This is a genomic window from Nocardia sp. CA-107356 (genome assembly GCF_050946365.1).
Taxonomy (GTDB): domain Bacteria; phylum Actinomycetota; class Actinomycetes; order Mycobacteriales; family Mycobacteriaceae; genus Nocardia.
This window is the reverse complement of sequence record NZ_CP191992.1, coordinates 3,487,768-3,505,474: the sequence shown is the minus strand read 5'-3', so window position 1 is coordinate 3,505,474 and position 17,707 is coordinate 3,487,768. Positions and strand designations below refer to the sequence as shown.

Sequence of the window (17,707 nt, the reverse complement as noted above, 5' to 3'; positions counted from 1 at the left end):
CGCACGACGGAGCTGAGCGCTAGCGAGGCGCAGTCGTGAGCGAGCGTCAGCGAGTGAACCATCGACACAGTGCGCAGTCGCGCACGACGGAGCTGAGCGCTAGCGAGGCGCAGTCGTGAGCGAGCGTCAGCGAGTGAACCATCAACACAGTGCGCAGTCGCGCACGACGGAGCTGAGCGCTAGCGAGGCGCAGTCGTGAGCGTTGTCGTCCTCGGATCGGTCAACCAGGACATCGTGTGTGAGGTGGAGCGGCTGCCGCGCCCCGGCGAAACCGTGCTGGCACTGCGCGCACGAACCAACCTGGGCGGCAAGGGCTCCAATCAGGCCGTCGCGGCGGCCCGAGCCGGTGGCCGGGTCGAGTTCATCGCCAGGATCGGCCGCGATGCCGATCCTGAGCTACGAAAATCGTTGCGCGACTATGGTGTTGGGCTTGCGGCCCTGCGCGAGGTCGAGGACGCTCGGACCGGCACCGCCTACATCACCGTCGCCGATGGCGAGAACCAGATCGTGGTCGACTCCGGCGCCAACTTCTGCTGGGAACCCGAACCCGAACTCGACACCCTGGACGAGGTCGAGTTGCTGCGGTCGGCGGATGTGGTTGTCGCACAGCTGGAGGTGCCGCCGCGCGTTGTCGCCTGGGCCGCGCGGCATGCTCGCCGGTTCGTGCTCAACGCCGCTCCGGCGATGGCGCTGCCGGATGAGCTGCTGCTGCGCTGCCACCCGCTGGTCGTCAACGAATCCGAGCTGTCGGCATTGACCGGGACTGCCGCGCGGACCCCTGAGCAGGCATTCCATCTGGCCCGGTCCTTATGCCTGCGTGGGGTGGCCTCCGTCGTCGCCACGCTGGGCGCCGCTGGCTCGGTCTGGGCGCACCGCTGCGACGTGCCAGCGCCGGTCGCCGGCGGGTATCAGGCTGCGCCACAGGTGAATTCGGTGGACTCCACCGGTGCGGGCGACGCCTTCGTCGGCGCGCTGGCCAGCGCACTCGCCGAGGGCAGGCAGCTGGGCGCCGCCGTTGCCTACGCCACCGCGGCCGGTGCCCTCGCCGTTCAGACACCGGGAACCCACGCCTCCTACCCCACCGCGGACCAGATCGACACCGCGCTCGCGACCATCCCCGCGGCCCGGCCACTCGTCTGACCCGGGCACCACCCCTTTCGAGAAGGACCAGAACCTTGCGCACCAGCGGACTAATTCACGCCGAATTGCTATCGGCACTCACGGCATTGCGCCACACCGACCTCTTCGCCGTCAGCGACTCCGGTCTGCCGACACCGGTCGGCGTGCCGGTCATCGACCTGGGCATCAGCTATGGATTCCCCCGATTCGAGCCCATCCTCGACCTGATACTCGACGAGGTCACCGTCGAAGCCGCCTGGGGTAGCCGCGACGTCGCGGACCAGAACCCGGAAGCCGCGAACCTGCTCAGCCACCGCCTGCACGCGGAGTTGATCGACCACGACGACTTCAAGCAGCGCATCGGCGCCTGCCGGTTCGTGGTGCGAACCGGCGAGGCCCGGCCCTACGCCAATGTGCTGCTCCGAGCCGGGGTGCCGTGGTTGTAGCCCACCGCGTCCGGCACTGCGAAATATTGATACCGGCGATATTGAACCCTGCGGCCGTGACCAACGTATCGATTGCAGAATGGTCAGTTGACTAACTACTGTCGGGTGCTCGGATCAATGATTGATTCCACAGGTCACGCCTGCCTGGCGACTGCTCGCAGCTCGCTCGAAAAACACGACGTGTGGGTCGGGAGGAGCGGTGGAGATGGACCTTCGCGAGGTCGTGGCCTCCAGTGTGCGGGAACAACGGGAGTTGCTCGAACAAGGGGCGCTATCGGCCCGCGAACTCATCGAAGCGACCCTCGACGGGATCGAACAGGCGGGCGAACTCAATGCCTTCACCCGCGTAATGCACGAACAGGCCATCGCCGAAGCCATCGAACGCGACCAGCAGCGCGCCGCGGGCGCTGACCTCGGGCCGCTGCACGGCATCCCGATCGCGGTGAAGGACGAAATCGATGTCGCGGGCGTCGTGACCACCTTCGGCACGCGCGCCAACACCACCCCGGCGGCCGCCGACGCCGAGGTGGTGCGGCGTTTGCGGGCGGCAGGCGCGGTCATCGTCGGCAAGACCACTATGCCGGAATTCGGTCAGTGGCCCTATACCGAATCCAGCACCTACGGCCTGACCCGCAATCCGTGGGATCGGACCCGTTCCACCGGCGGCTCCAGCGGTGGTTCCGGCGCGGCGGTGGCAGCGGGGCTGGTGCCGGTCGCGCTCGGCGGCGACGGCGGCGGCTCGATCCGGATTCCCGCCGCCTGCTGCGGGCTCTTCGGCCTGAAAACCCAGCGCGGACGAGTGCCGACCGCACCGAACGCGCACCTGTGGTGGGCACTCGGCGTGCTCGGCCCACTGACGCGCGGTGTCCTGGATTCCGCGATCGTCTACGACGTCATCCGCGGCTGCACACCGGCCGACCGATTCCACGCCCCCGATCCGGTGCTGTCCTTCGAGGATGCGGCGCGGCGCACACTCACCGGTCTGCGCATCGGCGTCAGCACGAAATCGCATACGATGCTGGCCGGACCGGATCCAGAACATGTGCGCGCGGTCCACGACACCGCCGAACTCCTTACGCAGCTGGGCCATACAGTCATCGAGGTCGATCCGGATTACCCGGATTTCACGTTCGCCTTCTACCCGCAGTTCTATGGCGGCGTACGCGCCGAGATCCCGTTGGTCGACCATCCGGAACGGCTCGAACGCCGCACCCGCCAGACCGTCGCAGTCGGTGCGTGGGCGCGTCAGCCGGTTGTCGAATGGGCCATGCGCCGCGGTGAAGCCTTGGCCCGCAAAGCAGATCGCATCTTCGACCACTGTGATCTGCTACTGACCCCCACCATCGCGCACCGCCCGCCCCGGGTCGGTGTCCTCGACGGCGCGAACACCGTCCGAGCGCAGGTTGCCTCGATCCCGATGGTCGCCTACACCGGGCTGTGGAATGTGACCGGACATCCGGCCGCCGCGCTGCCGGCGGGCATCGCGACCGACGGCCTCCCGCTCTCGGTACAACTGGTCGCACCGGCCAATGGCGAGCCGACCATCCTGTCCGTGGCCGCGCAACTCGAGCAGGTCCGGCCGCATCCGAGTCCGCTTTAGTCCCGAAAGCCCCTGCCTTCCCGGCGATTGCCGATAAAATTCAGCCGGAGGTGATGTGCCGTGACAAGCGTGTTGCTGATCACCGGAGACGCGGCCGAAGACCTGGAAGTCATGTACCCGTACCAGCGGCTGCTCGAGGAGGGGTACGAGGTCCATGTGGCCGCCCCCACCGCCAAGAAGTTGCAGTTCGTGGTGCACGATTTCGTCGACGGTTTCGATACCTACACCGAGAAACCCGGGCACACCTGGCCCGCGGATATCGCGCTGGCCGATGTCGACCCGAGCCGGTACGCGGCATTGGTACTGCCCGGTGGGCGCGCCCCGGAATACCTGCGCGGCGATGCGGAGTGCCGCAGAGTCGTCAAACATTTCGTCGACGAGGACAAACCGATCGCGGCGCTGTGCCACGGCCCATTGATCCTCATCGCCGTCGGCGCACTCACCGGCCGCTCGTCGAGTGCCTACCCGGCGTTGGCACCCGACCTGAATGCCGTTGGCGCGCAATGGGAAGACAACCCTGCCTATGTCGACGGCAATATCGTGACGGGCCGGGCCTGGCCGGACCACCCGCTGTGGATGCGGGCCTTCATGGAGGTGCTGCGCGCCAAAGCGCCCGCGCCCGTTCGATAAGACCTGGCGCCGAGCCCCAGATCGCACTCGACGCCGCCGAATCCGCACTGGCCCAAGCGAACCGGTAGCCGCGAAACGGCGGCGTCGCGCACGCTGTCAGCGCCGCTCGCGCCCGCCGAGTGCCAGGAATGCGAGCCCGAGTGCCAGCACGGCCAGTCCGCACCACGACACGATCGGCAACCGCTCACCGACGACGACCACGCCGAGCACCGCCGCGACGGCGGGCTCGGCCAGCGTCAACGTCGTCGCGACCTGCGCCGTCGTATGCCGTAGCCCGTAACCGAACAGGCGGTAGGCCACGAACGTGGTGAACACCGCGAGATGTAGCGCCACCGCGATGCCGCGCCCGGAGTGCAACCAGGTTGTGTCCGTGCCCAACACAACCGGCAGCACCAACACCCCGGCGATGCCGAACATCGTGCCCAGCACCGCATTCGACGAATGCCCGTGCGCGATGAGCCTGCCGCCGATGAGCGAGTAGACGGCGTAGGTGAGCCCACCGAAGGCGGCGAGCACGATGCCGAGCAAGTCCACGGGTGCGGTTCCACCCATCAATTCGGGCCCGAGCACGAGCATCGCACATCCGAGTACCGCCGCCGCGGTGGCACCGACCCACCGTCCGGTCGGCCTGCCCTGCCCGGCAACCCAGGCCAATAGTCCCGCGAAAACCGGCGCACTACCGAGCGCGATCACCGTGGCAACGGCCACGCCCGTCCGCGCCACCGCCGGATAGAAGGTGATCGGATACCCCGCGACGGCCAGCGCACCGGCGATAACGAGCCACCACTCGCCGCGCGTACACACCAAACGCGTACCGCCAGTGGACAGATACAGCAGCAGCCCACCGAGCGCCAACCCGGCCGACCCGATCGCCGCCGCGGGCGCACCCGCGGGAGCCAGCGAACTGGTGGTCCCGGTGGTCCCCCATAACACCGCCGCGACCAAGATGGGCACCGGCCCACTGAACGGCGATCGCGCCCGAACACCCGAACGCCCAACCACACCAACAGATTTGATATCAGACAAGGTCCATGCACTTCCGTCATCGAATTCGATAGGGATTCGAAACGGGCGCACGACATCACCCCGAGGCCGCCCATGAGGTCAGCCGGGACCGCGAAATCAGAGATTCAGCAGGTGCGCCCGATCAGGCGCACGGCGGCGGCGTAACAGCATGCCAATAGATATCCACCGGCCGATCCTATCGCCACGGCCGGATCGGGTTCACACCGAGGAACGATCGCCGAACATCTGTTTCCGGGCATCGCCTACGTCGAATGATCTTCGATAGAGTTGGGTCCGTGAGGAAGATTGATTCACCGATAGGTCCGGCCGCCGCTGTCCGGAATCCGCCTCGACCGGCCGTTCCGCTCGACGATATCGACCGGATTCTGCTCGATCAGCTCGCGCGGGACGGGCGAATGACCAATAGCGCGCTCGCCGATGTCGCGGGTATCGCACCGTCGACGTGTCTGGGACGGGTGCGGGCGCTGGTGGAACGTGGGGTGATCCGCGGGTTCCACGCCGATATCGACCCGGCCGCGCTCGGCCGGAATCTACAGGCCATGATCGCGGTTCGGGTACACGCCAACGCGCGGCCGCACCTCGCCGAGTTCGGCGAACAATTGGCCGAACTCGGCGAGGTGCTGAATGTCTACTTCATCGCGGGCGCCGACGACTATCTGATCCATGTCGCCACGGCCGACTCCGAGGGACTACGGGTCTTCGTGCTGGAGCATCTGAGCGCACATCCCGCCGTCGCCTCGACCGAGACGATCCTCATCTTCGAACATGTGCGACCCAGAACCCGCCCGATACCCTAGGCCAGTGCCTGGCCCGGAAAGGTTGACCCGGTAGTCGAAGAGTTCGGTGCCACACCTTCTGTCGCGGTGCTCGGCCGGCGCTGCCGGTCACGGCCCGATGAACAAGCGCTCGCACGGCAGACGCGGTAGCAGCCGGCATTCTTCGACGGTTTCGCGAATCAATTCGATTGTGCACCAGTGCTTTCGCCGCCAATCGTGGATCAGATTGCGCACCGCTGCCGCGGTGGCAGTGTAGTCGAAGACCACACCGGCCATCCAGATCCGCAGGTGCAGATCATCTTCGGGCGGGAACCATCTTTTGGCGGTCACAGCTTGTCTCCCGGTCGGCCTTTCCGGACGAGGCCCTAGGCAGCGAGGGTCTCGGCGGCGTAATTGTGTGCGGCCGCGACGGATTCGGACAGCAGTTGGCCGCGGTGCGTGCTCAGACCGGCGGCCAGCCCCCGATCCGCGGCGACCGCATCGCGCCAGCCGCGATCGGCCAGTGAAATCGCATACGGCAGTGTGGCATTGGTGAGGGCGACGGTCGAGGTGTAGGGCACCGCGCCGGGCATATTGGCGACACAGTAGAAGACCGAATTGTGTACCCGGTAGGTCGGCTCGGCATGGGTGGTCGGCCGGGAGTCTTCGAAGCAGCCGCCCTGATCGATGGCGATATCGACCAGTACCGACCCTGGCTTCATCTGTGCGACGAGATCATTGGAGATCAGGGTCGGTGCCTTCGCGCCCGGCACCAGCACCGCGCCGATCACCAGATCGGCCTCCCGGACCAGGCTGTCCACCTCGAAGCTGTTGGAAATGATGGTGCGCACCTGACCCCGGTACTGCTCGTCCAGCGCGCGCAGGCGCGCAATATTCAGATCGAGTACGGTCACCTCCGCGTGCATGCCGACCGCGATGGCAATGGCATTGCTGCCCGAGACACCACCACCGAGCACGACCACCTTGGCCGGACGCGCACCCGGCACACCACCCATCAGCACGCCGCGGCCACCGCCGCTGCGCATCAGGTGGTACGCACCGGCCTGCGGCGCCAGCCGTCCCGCGACCTCGCTCATCGGCGCGAGCAGCGGCAGCGACCCGTCCTTCCCGGTCACGGTCTCGTAGGCGATCGAGGTGATCCCGGAGTTCATCAGCGCATCGGTGCAGTCCTTGGACGCGGCCAGATGCAGGTAGGTGAACAGCAGTTGCCCCGCGCGCATCCGCGAATATTCCTCGGCCACCGGCTCTTTCACTTTGAGCACCATATCCGCGGTACCCCAGACCGCATCGGCGCTGTCGAGCACCCGCGCCCCGACGGCCGCGTACGCCATATCCTCGAACGCCGAGCCCTGACCGGCCCCGGCCTCGATATATACCTCGTGTCCGCGCGCGACCAACTCGTGCGCACCCGCAGGGGTACACGCGACCCGGTACTCATGGTTTTTGACCTCGCGGGGAATTCCGATCTTCATCAACACTCCTGTACGTCGATCCGGCGGATTGGCGACATGTGATCTGTTCGATCACTTCGGTGTTAGTATGAAGATCCTGCAAGATCAGGTCCATATTAGTGAAGATAGTTCTCAAACCAATTGAGCATCCATCCCGATATTCAGATTTCCGAACTCTCCGCCCCGCCGATCCGAAACATATTCGGCTAGCGCTCGGGGATCTGCGTCAAGGCCCACTCGGCCCACTCCTTGTTCATCGCATGGAAACGCTTACCCCACTCCATCGCGATGCGGCCGTAGACGGACAGGTCGTTGTCCTCCCAGTCGATCGATGCCTCGAGTGCGGCCAGTTCCTCCCTGGCCTTCGATGTCTCGGTTCCGATACCGGAGAGATAGTCACGGGCATACGCGGCGGGAACCACACCGAGGAAGAAGACGCGTAACAGCGTTTCATTGCGCGCCGACCGTTTCGGCTTGGTCGTGGTGAGCCACTCGCGCAGATCCGCCAGGCCCGCATCGGTGATCGTGTACTCCTTGCGCCCGCGCGGCCCCTCGTCGGACACCTCGATCGAGCCCGCGTCGGCGAGTTTGGTGAGCTCGGTATAGATCTGACTCTGGGTGGCGGGCCAGACATTGGCCAGCGACTCCTTGAAGCGCTGCAGCAGGTCGTAGCCGCTGGCCGGACGATCAGCCAGCAGTCCGAGCAGGGCATACCGAAGACTCATGCCATCACCTTACCTTCCACTATTGACACGTCGGTACAGAAGCTTCTATTTTAGACATGTCAAAATTGGAATGTCACCCGAGGAGTCTTCGGAATGTCGCACCTGCGTACCTTCGCCCCATGGATCGTCTTCGCGGCGGTCCCGTCGCAGCACTGGCAGTGGGCCGCGCTGGCCGCCTTCAGCGTTTCGGTCCTCGGCATCGCCCACCAGATCCGGGCAGGTCAACGCGTGCAAGCCATGGTCATCGACATCGGTTCCGTCATTTTCTTCGCGGCGCTGACGGTGCTCGCCTTCGTCGACCCGGACAGTGCACTGCACCCCTACACCCCGGCACTCTCCTCGGGCGTGCTCGCCCTGATCGCGGGCGCCTCACTGGCCGTGCGCATGCCGTTCACGCTGCCGATCGCCAAACAGACCACACCGCAGGAAGTGTGGGATAACCCGGGCTTCATCCGCATCAACTACGTCATCACCTCGGTATGGACCGCGAGTTTCGTCGTCGGCTGCATCGCGCTCACCGTCCTCGCGCACTCCTCGTCGGGCCTGCGCACCACCGTCCAGGTGCTCGCCTTCGCCCTGCCGGTGATCTTCACCCTCCGCTACGTCGCCTACAACCAGGCGAAGACGAACTCGCTCAACGAGTCCGCATCCTAAAAATCCCTGACCAGATCGGCGCCCATCATGACCACCTCGGTTCCATACCTCACCGGCAACTACGCCCCCGTCACCGAAGAGCTCACTGCCTATGAATTACCGGTCACCGGAACGATTCCCGCCGAATTGACCGGCTGGTATCTACGCAACGGCCCGAACCCGCACGCCGCCGCCTCCGCGCACTGGTTCCTCGGCGACGGCATGGTGCACGGCGTGCGGCTCGAGCGGGGCCGCGCGGTCTCCTATCGCAACCGCTGGGTCCGCACCGCCACCTTCACCGACGGCGCACAGGCCCGTGACGCCGATGGCAATCACGACCTCACGGCCGGACTCGCCAACACCCACGTCATCCGGCACGCCGGACACACCCTGGCACTGGTCGAATCGTCCTACCCATACGAATTGACCTGCGAGCTGGACACCGTCGGACCCTACGATTTCGACGGCAAACTGCGCACTGCCATGACCGCACATCCGAAGACCTGCCCAACCACCGGTGAATTGCACTTCTTCGGCTACGGCACTGCCGAGCCCTACCTGACCTACCACCGGGCCGACGCAGCGGGCAATCTGCTGCTCAGCCGCCCCATCGACGTGCCGGCGCCGACCATGCACCACGACTTCAACCTGACCGCCGGGCATGTCGTATTCATGGACCTGCCTGTGGTTTTCGACCTCGAGACCGCGCAATCCGGCGGCGGCATGCCCTATCGGTGGAGTGACGACTACCAGGCCCGGCTCGGCGTGCTGCGCCGCGACGATCCGCACGGCGCGGTGCGGTGGTTCCCGATCGATCCCTGCTATGTCTTCCACGCGCTCAATGCCCACGACGAACCGGGCCGGATCGTGCTGCACGTGATGCGCTATCCCAGTATGTGGCGGCAGGATTCGCACAGCTACGAACACGCGAGCCTCTGGCGCTGGACCATCGATCTGACCACCGGCACCGTCACCGAGGAACAACTCGACGACCGCCGCGCCGAATTCCCCCGCATCGACGATCGCCTCGCGGGGCTCGACACTCGCTTCGGCCACGCCACCGTCTCCGGCGACAGCGGCGCGCTGATCCGCTACGACCTGCACACCGGCGCGAGCACGGCCCACGAATTCGGCCCCGGCCGCAGCCCCGCCGAGGCCGCCTTCGCACCCGCCGACGAGCACCCCGGCGGCGACGGCTATCTCATGACCTACGTCTACAACGCCGACTCCGACCGCAGCGACCTCGTCATCCTGGACGCAACCGACCTGGCCGCCAGACCGGTCGCCACCATCCACCTACCCAGTCGAGTGCCCTACGGATTCCACGGAAGCTGGCTCGCCGACCACTGACGGTGCAGCGGAGCTGACCGTCAGCCGTTGGCCGCGAGGACCAGCTTGCCCGTCGAGGTGCGACTGCCCATCAGGCGGTGCGCCTCGGCGGCTTCGGCCAGCGGGAACTCCGCGGTGATCGGCAGCTCCACCTGGCCCGTCGTAACCAGACGGAAGGCTCGATCGGCAATCTCCCGCAACACCTGCGGCGCATCGGCGGTGAGTCCGAGGATCGAGAATCCGGAGATCGAGAGTCCTCTCGGGTAGAGCTCGGGCTGGCCGATCTGCCAGCCCGGCTCACCACTGGCGTTGCCGTAGGAGATCAACCGACCGAACATCGCCAGGGATTCCAGAGCGCGCCGCAACATCTGGCCGCCGACCGGATCGAGCACGATATCGACACCACGGCCACCGGTCGCCTCCTGAACGTCGGCCGCGAAGGTCTCGGCCAGGAAGGCATCGTCGTAACCGAGCTTGCGCGCGTACTCGGCCTTGGCCTCGCTGGAGACCACGCCGTACACCGCGCCCGCGCCCGCGAGCTTGGCCACCTGCCCCACCACGGTGCCCACCCCACCCGCAGCGGCCTGCACCAGAACCGTCTCCCCCGGCTGCAGCTTGCCGACGGTGTTCACCAGGGCATAGGCGGTCGGCAGCACGGTGGGAAGCGTTGCGGCGGTGCGCAAGTCGACACCATCGGGCACGGGGAACACCGTCGCGGCGTTCACCACCGCAACCTCGGCGTACGCGCCGCCCTCGGTGATCGCCGCCACCGACTGCCCCACCGTGAACCCGTCGACACCCGCGCCGATCGAGCGCACCCGTCCGGAGAGTTCGAGTCCCGGCACGAACGGCAGCTCGGTGACCCGATACCCCACCGAACGCGCCTGCAGATCGGCGAAGTTCACCCCGACGTAGGCGACATCGATCGCGACCTCACCAGGCCCCGGCTGTGGAGCATCCAGCTCCACCGCTCGCAACACCTCAGGTCCGCCCAGTTCACTGATCTGAATCGCCCGCATAACCCCACACTCCACTCGGCACATTGTCGAGTCAGTTCTAGCAGGAAAGGCGGTTATCGGCAGTCCACGACGAGTGCTGTCGCATTATCGGTGCTCCCGGCCTGTAATGCGCTGTCCCCCAATGCTTCCGCGGTGGCGCCCGGTGCGTCGCCGGCAGCGAGTATCGCCTTGATCGCGACCATATCGAGTCGCTTGTGCACACCGTCGGTGCTCAAGAGCAGTCGGCCGCGGCTCGATCCGGTGGCGGCGCGCCCGATGGCGGCCGGGCGCACGGTGCGCGTCGAGGTGGTGACGAGGTGGTCCATCCGCTCAGCCGGGCGAACCCCCTTGGCGCGCATGAACTCGGCGACGGTGTGGTCGGTGGTGATCTGATGCAGCACCCGGCCGTTCCAGCGGTAGGCGCGGCAGTCGCCGACCCACGCGATATCGCATGGTCCATCGGGTTGTCCAGCGGCGGGCAGCACCGCGATCACGAGCACACAGTCGGCTTGCTGCTCCGGGAACTGACGCAGCATTTCCTGCTGGGCCGCGACCACGCCCGCCACCGCACCACCGCGCGCACCCATCCGTGCGGCGACCGAGGCGGCCGTGCGTGCCGCCCTGGCCGCGAGCAGGTTGTCACCGACGCCGTCGGCGACGACGAAGGCGGTGCGCCCGACGGCCGGGTCCGTGTAGGTGGCCAAGGCGTCGGCGTTGAGCGAACGCCGCCCCCTTCTGCTCACCGCACCAGGGATGATGCCGCCGAGATGCATCGGCTCGGGCCGGACGATGGCGATCGAAGCGGTGGTATGCACGGTCTGACCTCCTCGGGCTGGACCTGCCCCAATGCTGCCGATCCGCACAACTGTCGTTACTCCAGTGAACCGCGATATTCCAAGGAGCGTGCCAAAATTTCCCGTGGGAATCCTGTGAATCGCCATACGATGACGCGGTGGATATCGACGACGGCCTCGATCCGCTGCTGGCGAATCGGGGCAACTGGGACGCGCGCGCACCGATCCACGCGGCCAGCCAGTTCTATCGCAATCACGACTCCTCGCATTGGTTCGCTCCCTTCGAATGGGATGCCCTCGGTGACGTGCGCGACCGCGACGTGCTGCATCTGCAGTGCCATCTCGGCACCGAGACGGTCGAATTCGCCAAACGCGGGGCGAGGGCGGTCGGTCTCGACTTCTCCCCCGCATCCATTCGGCACGCCCGCGAACTCGCCGGGGACGCTGTCGAATACGTCTGCGCCGATGTGTACGACGCGCCGCATGCGGTGGCGCACAGGCAATTCGACATCGTCTACACCGGCAAGGGCGCCCTCTGCTACCTGCCGGACCTGGCCGGGTGGGCGACCGTGCTAGCCGACCTCCTACGCCCGGGCGGCCTGGTCTATATCGTCGAATTCCACCCGCTGCTGCACGCACTCGGCCCCACCCCACCGCCGAGTGTCGACCCGAATTCGCTTGTCCTGCACGATGATTACCTCGAGGGCCGGGGCGCGCAACGCCGCGATAGCGACCATACCTACACCGACGGCCCGGCACTGACCACCGATACCACGGTCTACGAGTGGCGCCACGGCCTCGGCGAGGTGATCAACGCGCTGATCGGCGCTGGTCTGCGGATCACCGATCTCACCGAAACCGAGATGTTGCCGTGGCCGCGCTGGCCGCAGATGATCCGGACCGGCAACGACTGGTTCCGACTGCCGCCAGCGGACCCCATCCTCCCGTTGTTGTACGGATTGGCGGCACTCAAACCGGTCTAGCCGCGCCGTGGACCACGAATTGCTCTTCGATAGCCGCCGCGCTATTTACACTGCGACGACCCAGATCGAGGGAGCGTCGAGTGTCCACTACCGTTCAGGTCTTGTTCGTTGTCGTCGCCGTGCTCGTCGGCGTCGTCGTCGCGGTGATTTCCGGAGTCCTCTCCAAGGTCAGCGGCTCGCCCACGGGCATCGTGATCCGCGACAGCAGCGTCGCCTTCGCCGGTACCGCGGGCCTGACTCTGCTACTACTCAAGGCCATCGGGGTGCTGTAATCGCCCCGAGGCCCAACCCTCACATCACGCGCCCTGTGCGCGCCGATCGAAGAGCCGATCCCGCGCGACATCGAGTGCGCGCGAGACCGCACCACTGAGCACACCGTCCTCGCCGAGCGTACTGGCGACAATGCGCGGACGCAGTGGCCCGAGTTCGGCCATCCGGCGGGCGATCGAGTCACCGAGCAGGTCGAGATTGTGGCCGATGCCGCCGCTGAGCACGACGAGTTCAGGGTCCAGGATGGCCGCGACCGCGGTAATGAGCGCGCCGATGCGGCGGCCCTCGGCCTCGACGACCGAACGCGCCCGTGCCTCGCCGGCCGCGGCCGCCGCGAAGATCTCCTTCGCCGAGGCCGGACTCAGCCCGGCCTGCCGCGCGGTGCGGGTAACTCCGCCTGCGGCGGCGACGGTTTCGGTCATGCCACGGTGCCGGGCGTCATCGGGTGCCGCGTCGACCTCGGTGGCAGGTAGGAACGAGACCTCGCCCGCGGCGCCGGTATTGCCGACATAGAGTTCGCCGTTGATCACGATGCCCATGCCGACGCCGGTGCCGATCGAGACCAGCACGAAGTTGCGCACGCCCGCCCCCGCGCCGAAGGTGAGTTCCCCGACGGCGGCGAGATTGATGTCGTTCTCGATCGCTGATTCGACTTCCAGGGCATCGCGCAATTGCCCGACGAGTCCGGACCGGCCCCAACCGGGCAGATTCGGCGCGTAGTCGAGCCGACCGGTGGCGGGGTTGAGCACACCCGGGCTGCCGATCACCGCGTAATGCACTGCTGTCCAATCCATTCCGGCGTCAGCTGCGACCTTGTGCGCCAGCGAGCGGACGCGGCGCACCAGGTCGACAGCGGAGCGCGCCGAGTTGCGGATATCGCGGCGGGCGATGAATTCACCGCGCAGGTCGGCGATCGCGAGCCGGACCCAGTGGCGGCCGATATCGACTCCGGCCACCACACCGGCGCGCACATTCACGTCGTAGATCGCCGTCGTCGGTCCGGGCCGACCGCTCAGCGAGCCGATGAGTTGCACCAATCCGGCCTCTTCCAGGCCCGAAAGCGCCGCCGAGACGGTTGGTTTGGACAGTCCACTCGCCTTGGCCAGTTCGCCGCGCGAGGACGGCCCGTGCACCCGGAGGCGGTCGAGCAGCAGCCGCTCGTTCATCGTGCGCAGCAGTTGGGGATTGCCGACCTTACTCACTGATCCTCCTCCGCGTGCGTGACATGGTTCGTTCGCTCACTACTGGACACTCCGTGGTTAGTAAACTACCTTTCTTATCAACGCTCAACCGGGCGCACCTTTCAAATCCCTCTCGGCACGGTGATTCTCATGCGTCGAATTCTGCTCATCACCGCGGCGGCAGCCGCATTCGTCCTGGCGGCAGGCTGTAGCTCCGGCAACGGCGACTCGAAGTCGGGTGGCGACCACCCGACGATCGCGTTACTGCTCCCGGAATCCAAGACCACCCGCTACGAGGCCTTCGACCGGCCGCTGTTCGAAGCGAAGACCGAGCAGCTGTGCGCAAATTGCAAGGTGCTCTACTTCAACGCCGATCAGGATGCGGCCAAACAGCAGGGCCAGTTCGAATCCGCGCTCACCCAGGGCGCCGATGTCATCGTCCTCGACGCGGTCAACGCCGATGCTGTTGCACCGCAGGTCAATCAGGCCAAACAGAAGAAGATCCCGGTGATCGCCTATGACCGGCTGATCTCCGGCATCGGCTACGAGTACTACGTCTCCTTCGACAATGTGAAGGTCGGCAAGGTGCAGGGCGAGGCCCTGCTGGCCGAGCTGGCCAAGCGCGGCACCGTCGACAAAGGGCAGGTGGTGATGATCAACGGCGCGCCGACCGATCCGAGTGCGGGCGACTACAAGCAGGGCGCGCATGCGGCACTGGATGGAAAGGTGAAGGTCGCCAGGGAATTCGACACTCCCGACTGGTCGCCGGATAAGGCGCAGCAGGAGATGGAGCAGGCGATCACCGCACTCGGCAAGGATTCCATCGTCGGGGTCTATTCGGCCAACGACGGTATGGCCAGCGGTGTGATCGCGGCCCTGAAGCGGGCGGGCTATGCGACGCTGCCGCCGCTGACCGGTCAGGACGGCGAACTCACCGCCGTACAACGGATCCTGACCGGCGAACAGACGATGACCATCTACCTCAACTACCGCGCCCAGGCCGAACAGGCGGCCGAACTCGCGGTCGCGCTCGGCAGGGGCGAAAAGCCCTCGGCCCCTGCGACAACCGATAACGGCTCCGCGAAAATCCCGTCGTTCCTGCTGGATGCGATCGCGGTGAGCAAGGACAACCTGAAGGACACCATCGTCAAGGACGGTCTCTACTCGGTCGCCGAGATCTGCACGCCCGACGTCGCGGCGGCATGCCAAGCCGCGGGACTCAAATGAGTACGGCGACAACGGTTCTGTCGGCCCGCGGCATCGCAAAGCGCTATGGTGCGGTAGAGGCACTGGCCGGTGCTGATCTCGAGGTGCGGGCCGGTGAAGTGGTCGCGCTCGTCGGTGACAACGGCGCGGGCAAATCGACGCTGGTGAAGGTGATCTCCGGGGCGATCGTCGCCGATGAGGGGGAGATCACCTTCGCCGGAGCCCCGGTCCGAATCACCCGGCCGCAGGATGCGCAGGCGCTCGGGATCACTACGGTATTCCAGGATCTCGCACTGTGCGACAACCTCGATGTGGTCGCCAATCTTCATCTCGGCACGGAGACAAGAACATTGAGTGTGCTCTCCGAGATCGCGATGGAGCGCGGCGCGCGGGATCTATTGCAGTCGTTGGATGTGAAGATCAAGGATGTGCGGTCGCCGGTGTCCGCGCTCTCGGGCGGGCAACGGCAGTCCGTCGCGATCGCCAGGGCGCTGCTCGGGCAACCCAAGATGGTGATCCTCGACGAACCGACCGCGGCACTCGGCGTCGAACAGACGGCCCAGGTGCTCGCGCTGATCGGACGCCTGCGTGAGCGCGGCCTCGCGGTGCTGTTGATATCGCACAATCTGGTCGATGTCCGGACGGTCAGCGATCGCGTCGTCGTCTTGCGGCTGGGCCGCAATGCCGGTGAGTTCGAGACCGCGCAGACCAGTCAGCAGACCATTGTCGCCGCGATCACGGGGGCCGCGCGATGAGTGAGATCGCTATGAAACAACCTGCACTGCAAGGCAATCCGCTGCGCGGGTGGACCGATGCGGCGACCGACCGGCTGCGTCGCGGTGATGTCGGATCCATCCCGGTGGCGGTCGGGCTCGTCGTCATCGCTGTGGTCTTCAATCGGCTCAACGCGCACTTCCTGTCCGCGGAGAATCTCACCAACCTCGCCTTGCAGATGGCCGCGACCGGGACCATCGCACTCGGCATTGTGCTGGTGCTGCTGCTCGGTGAGATCGACCTGTCCGCCGGATCGGTCAGCGGGCTGACGGCGGTGGTGATGACGCAGTTGTCTGTGCACCACGGCTGGCATCCGGTGTTCGCCGTGCTCGCCGCACTCGCGGTCGGCGCGGCGATCGGGCTGTTGCACGGGGCAATGCGGACGAAGCTGAGCATGCCGTCGTTCGTGGTGACGCTGGCGGGATTGATCGGCTGGCAGGGGCTGATGCTGTATCTGCTCGGCAAGGAGGGGACCGTCAATCTGCCGTTCGATCGCGGGATCGCGAAGATCAGCGATACCTGGCTGATGCCGTGGCTGGCGTGGCTGCTGGTGGCGCTGCTCGCGGGTGGTCACTTGGTCGCGAGTGTGCTCACCCGGCGGCAACGGATGCGGGCCGAGCTGACGGTATCGGCTCCGGGGTGGATCGCGGTGCGTTCGGGTGCGCTGGCACTGCTGCTGGCCGCCGCCGTAGTAGTGCTGAATTCCGATCGCGGGGTGCCGTTGACCCTGGTGATCTTCGGCGGGCTCGTACTCACCGTCGATCTGGTGCTGCGGCGCACCGTCTTCGGTCGGCGCGTCTACGCCGTCGGCGGCAATGCCGAGGCCGCGCGCCGCGCCGGAATCAATGTCACGTGGGTGCGGCTCGCCGCGTTCGTCGGATGTTCCGCGCTCGCGACGGTCGGCGGCATCCTCGCGGCGTCCCGCCTGGTGGCCGTCAACCAGAGTTCGGGCGGCAGCGATATTCTGCTCAATGCCATCGCGGCGGCGGTCATCGGCGGCACCAGCCTGTTCGGCGGACGCGGACGCGCCTATGCGGCGCTGCTGGGAATCCTTGTCATCCAATCGATTACGAACGGCATGCTGCTGCTGAACGTCGACTCGTCCGTCCGTTTCATGGTCACGGGCACAGTATTGGCCGTATCGGTTGCCATCGACTCGGTGGCTCGGCGCGGAGCCGAAGGGACCCGCTGAACTCAGTCGCCGAAGACGAGGCAGGCGAAGCCGACGGGCACGCCGGTGCCGACCCGGACGTTCACGGTCGCGATGGGCGTGACGTCCGGGGCCTGGACGGCGCTCAGCGTATGCGGGCCGGTGGCCTGCGGGTACCAGCTGAACAGGGCGATGCCGCCGAGCGGGCGGACCACACCGAGCAGCACACCGTTGTCGTAGAACGACACCGGCTCGTCCGCATTGTCGACATAGGCCTCAGCGGTGGCCGCACAGTCGGTGCCATAGTTGGTCGCCGGGCCGTAGTTCGAATCCGGCATGACGCCCATCCGCGTGACCGCGGCACTCGCGTTCGGCGCGAGACCGGTCAGCGTGACGGTCGCGGCGCCGAGCAGCGTGGCGATCGTGATCTTGCAGTAGCTCATGATTCGGTCCTCGTCGTGCGGTGCCGGGTCCGAGTTGCCAGCGGGGAGGCATCGATCGTCGCCCCACCGGGCCGTCTCGATGCGTAAATCGCCCAGCGTTTCGCAATCTTGTACCCATAGCGCGCGGCCGGATAACATGCGGGCCCGCCGAATCCGAGTCGAGATCCACTGGC

General features: G+C 66.4%; 20 protein-coding genes. 12 read left to right on the top strand and 8 right to left on the bottom strand.

All coding sequences use genetic code 11. From position 1 onward, the window contains the following. Positions 1 to 195: 195 nt before the first annotated feature. The 4 genes from ACQP1G_RS15755 (at position 196) to ACQP1G_RS15740 (ending at position 3,795) form a co-directional block, all read left to right on the top strand. Complete coding sequence (locus tag ACQP1G_RS15755) at positions 196 to 1,140, top strand: ribokinase (protein WP_433204325.1); 945 nt, start codon at positions 196 to 198, stop codon at positions 1,138 to 1,140. 35 nt (positions 1,141 to 1,175) lie between these two features. Then, positions 1,176 to 1,565: a D-ribose pyranase gene (rbsD, locus tag ACQP1G_RS15750; protein WP_433204322.1), complete on the top strand. Its 390-nt coding sequence runs from the start codon at positions 1,176 to 1,178 to the stop codon at positions 1,563 to 1,565. Positions 1,566 to 1,770: 205 nt separating this feature from the next. Continuing rightward, positions 1,771 to 3,165 carry an amidase gene (locus ACQP1G_RS15745; RefSeq protein ID WP_433204319.1) on the top strand — a complete coding sequence of 465 codons (1,395 nt, stop codon included), beginning with the start codon at positions 1,771 to 1,773 and terminating at the stop codon, positions 3,163 to 3,165. Between the two features lie 60 nt (positions 3,166 to 3,225). Continuing rightward, positions 3,226 to 3,795 carry a DJ-1/PfpI family protein gene (locus ACQP1G_RS15740; protein WP_433204316.1) on the top strand — a complete coding sequence of 190 codons (570 nt, stop codon included), beginning with the start codon at positions 3,226 to 3,228 and terminating at the stop codon, positions 3,793 to 3,795. Between the two features lie 96 nt (positions 3,796 to 3,891). Here ACQP1G_RS15740 and ACQP1G_RS15735 read toward each other — a convergent pair whose 3' ends face one another. After that, on the bottom strand, positions 3,892 to 4,749 hold the full coding sequence (locus ACQP1G_RS15735) for an EamA family transporter (RefSeq protein WP_433204313.1): 858 nt from the start codon (positions 4,747 to 4,749) through the stop codon (positions 3,892 to 3,894). A gap of 323 nt (positions 4,750 to 5,072) precedes the next feature. Here ACQP1G_RS15735 and ACQP1G_RS15730 point away from each other — a divergent pair, with 323 nt between their 5' ends. Beyond that, positions 5,073 to 5,618, top strand: a complete 546-nt coding sequence (locus ACQP1G_RS15730) for an Lrp/AsnC family transcriptional regulator (protein ID WP_433204311.1) — start codon at positions 5,073 to 5,075, stop codon at positions 5,616 to 5,618. 87 nt (positions 5,619 to 5,705) lie between these two features. On the opposite strand, the gene ACQP1G_RS15725 is transcribed toward ACQP1G_RS15730, so the two are convergent. The 3 genes from ACQP1G_RS15725 to ACQP1G_RS15715 form a co-directional block, all read right to left on the bottom strand. Continuing rightward, positions 5,706 to 5,927 carry a hypothetical protein gene (locus tag ACQP1G_RS15725; protein WP_433204308.1) on the bottom strand — a complete coding sequence of 74 codons (222 nt, stop codon included), beginning with the start codon at positions 5,925 to 5,927 and terminating at the stop codon, positions 5,706 to 5,708. Positions 5,928 to 5,962: 35 nt separating this feature from the next. Next, positions 5,963 to 7,069 carry an alanine dehydrogenase gene (gene ald / locus ACQP1G_RS15720; protein ID WP_433204305.1) on the bottom strand — a complete coding sequence of 369 codons (1,107 nt, stop codon included), beginning with the start codon at positions 7,067 to 7,069 and terminating at the stop codon, positions 5,963 to 5,965. A gap of 185 nt (positions 7,070 to 7,254) precedes the next feature. After that, a complete protein-coding gene (locus ACQP1G_RS15715) occupies positions 7,255 to 7,773 on the bottom strand; it encodes a PadR family transcriptional regulator (protein ID WP_433204302.1) in 519 nt (172 codons plus the stop codon). 93 nt (positions 7,774 to 7,866) lie between these two features. On the opposite strand from ACQP1G_RS15715, the gene ACQP1G_RS15710 reads away from it, so the two are divergent. Both ACQP1G_RS15710 and ACQP1G_RS15705 read left to right on the top strand, forming a co-directional pair. Beyond that, on the top strand, positions 7,867 to 8,427 hold the full coding sequence (locus ACQP1G_RS15710) for a hypothetical protein (protein WP_433204299.1): 561 nt from the start codon (positions 7,867 to 7,869) through the stop codon (positions 8,425 to 8,427). A 27-nt stretch (positions 8,428 to 8,454) separates the two neighbouring features. Beyond that, the gene (locus ACQP1G_RS15705) at positions 8,455 to 9,756 is read left to right on the top strand and encodes a carotenoid oxygenase family protein (protein WP_433204296.1); all 1,302 of its coding nucleotides are present in this window, start codon (positions 8,455 to 8,457) and stop codon (positions 9,754 to 9,756) included. 20 nt (positions 9,757 to 9,776) lie between these two features. Here ACQP1G_RS15705 and ACQP1G_RS15700 read toward each other — a convergent pair whose 3' ends face one another. Together ACQP1G_RS15700 and ACQP1G_RS15695 are read right to left on the bottom strand one after the other, a co-directional pair. Further along, positions 9,777 to 10,754, bottom strand: a complete 978-nt coding sequence (locus tag ACQP1G_RS15700) for a quinone oxidoreductase family protein (RefSeq protein ID WP_433204293.1) — start codon at positions 10,752 to 10,754, stop codon at positions 9,777 to 9,779. Positions 10,755 to 10,807: 53 nt separating this feature from the next. Continuing rightward, complete coding sequence (locus ACQP1G_RS15695) at positions 10,808 to 11,548, bottom strand: PP2C family protein-serine/threonine phosphatase (RefSeq protein ID WP_433204290.1); 741 nt, start codon at positions 11,546 to 11,548, stop codon at positions 10,808 to 10,810. A gap of 137 nt (positions 11,549 to 11,685) precedes the next feature. On the opposite strand from ACQP1G_RS15695, the gene ACQP1G_RS15690 reads away from it, so the two are divergent. Both ACQP1G_RS15690 and ACQP1G_RS15685 read left to right on the top strand, forming a co-directional pair. After that, entirely contained in the window at positions 11,686 to 12,510 is an 825-nt protein-coding gene (locus ACQP1G_RS15690) for a class I SAM-dependent methyltransferase (RefSeq protein ID WP_433204287.1), read from the top strand. An 80-nt stretch (positions 12,511 to 12,590) separates the two neighbouring features. Next, entirely contained in the window at positions 12,591 to 12,782 is a 192-nt protein-coding gene (locus tag ACQP1G_RS15685; RefSeq protein ID WP_433204284.1) for a hypothetical protein, read from the top strand. Between the two features lie 24 nt (positions 12,783 to 12,806). Here the strand turns inward: ACQP1G_RS15685 and ACQP1G_RS15680 are convergent, their stop codons facing one another. Next, complete coding sequence (locus ACQP1G_RS15680) at positions 12,807 to 13,982, bottom strand: ROK family transcriptional regulator (RefSeq protein ID WP_433204281.1); 1,176 nt, start codon at positions 13,980 to 13,982, stop codon at positions 12,807 to 12,809. A gap of 129 nt (positions 13,983 to 14,111) precedes the next feature. Between ACQP1G_RS15680 and ACQP1G_RS15675 the strand changes: the two genes are divergently transcribed. The 3 genes from ACQP1G_RS15675 to ACQP1G_RS15665 are packed head-to-tail and all read left to right on the top strand — an operon-like array spanning position 14,112 to position 17,133. Then, on the top strand, positions 14,112 to 15,188 hold the full coding sequence (locus ACQP1G_RS15675) for a sugar ABC transporter substrate-binding protein (RefSeq protein ID WP_433204278.1): 1,077 nt from the start codon (positions 14,112 to 14,114) through the stop codon (positions 15,186 to 15,188). After that, positions 15,185 to 15,922, top strand: coding sequence for an ATP-binding cassette domain-containing protein (locus tag ACQP1G_RS15670; protein WP_433204275.1), 738 nt, complete (start codon positions 15,185 to 15,187; stop codon positions 15,920 to 15,922). Before ACQP1G_RS15675 ends, ACQP1G_RS15670 begins: the two co-directional genes overlap by 4 nt. Next, positions 15,919 to 17,133 carry a sugar ABC transporter permease gene (locus ACQP1G_RS15665; protein ID WP_433204272.1) on the top strand — a complete coding sequence of 405 codons (1,215 nt, stop codon included), beginning with the start codon at positions 15,919 to 15,921 and terminating at the stop codon, positions 17,131 to 17,133. Before ACQP1G_RS15670 ends, ACQP1G_RS15665 begins: the two co-directional genes overlap by 4 nt. A gap of 2 nt (positions 17,134 to 17,135) precedes the next feature. Here the strand turns inward: ACQP1G_RS15665 and ACQP1G_RS15660 are convergent, their stop codons facing one another. Then, on the bottom strand, positions 17,136 to 17,534 hold the full coding sequence (locus ACQP1G_RS15660; protein ID WP_433204269.1) for a hypothetical protein: 399 nt from the start codon (positions 17,532 to 17,534) through the stop codon (positions 17,136 to 17,138). Between the last annotated feature and the right edge of the window lie 173 nt (positions 17,535 to 17,707).

Excerpts from the sequence above, each read along its gene's own strand:
- ACQP1G_RS15745 (WP_433204319.1), top strand. The coding sequence starts at position 1,771 with ATGGACCTTCGCGAGGTCGTGGCCTCCAGTGTGCGGGAACAACGGGAG.
- ACQP1G_RS15730 (WP_433204311.1), top strand. The coding sequence starts at position 5,073 with ATGATCTTCGATAGAGTTGGGTCCGTGAGGAAGATTGATTCACCGATA.
- ald (WP_433204305.1), bottom strand. The coding sequence starts at position 7,069 with ATGAAGATCGGAATTCCCCGCGAGGTCAAAAACCATGAGTACCGGGTC.
- ACQP1G_RS15715 (WP_433204302.1), bottom strand. The coding sequence starts at position 7,773 with ATGAGTCTTCGGTATGCCCTGCTCGGACTGCTGGCTGATCGTCCGGCC.
- ACQP1G_RS15710 (WP_433204299.1), top strand. The coding sequence starts at position 7,867 with ATGTCGCACCTGCGTACCTTCGCCCCATGGATCGTCTTCGCGGCGGTC.
- ACQP1G_RS15705 (WP_433204296.1), top strand. The coding sequence starts at position 8,455 with ATGACCACCTCGGTTCCATACCTCACCGGCAACTACGCCCCCGTCACC.
- ACQP1G_RS15700 (WP_433204293.1), bottom strand. The coding sequence starts at position 10,754 with ATGCGGGCGATTCAGATCAGTGAACTGGGCGGACCTGAGGTGTTGCGA.
- ACQP1G_RS15675 (WP_433204278.1), top strand. The coding sequence starts at position 14,112 with ATGCGTCGAATTCTGCTCATCACCGCGGCGGCAGCCGCATTCGTCCTG.
- ACQP1G_RS15670 (WP_433204275.1), top strand. The coding sequence starts at position 15,185 with ATGAGTACGGCGACAACGGTTCTGTCGGCCCGCGGCATCGCAAAGCGC.
- ACQP1G_RS15665 (WP_433204272.1), top strand. The coding sequence starts at position 15,919 with ATGAGTGAGATCGCTATGAAACAACCTGCACTGCAAGGCAATCCGCTG.
- ACQP1G_RS15660 (WP_433204269.1), bottom strand. The coding sequence starts at position 17,534 with ATGAGCTACTGCAAGATCACGATCGCCACGCTGCTCGGCGCCGCGACC.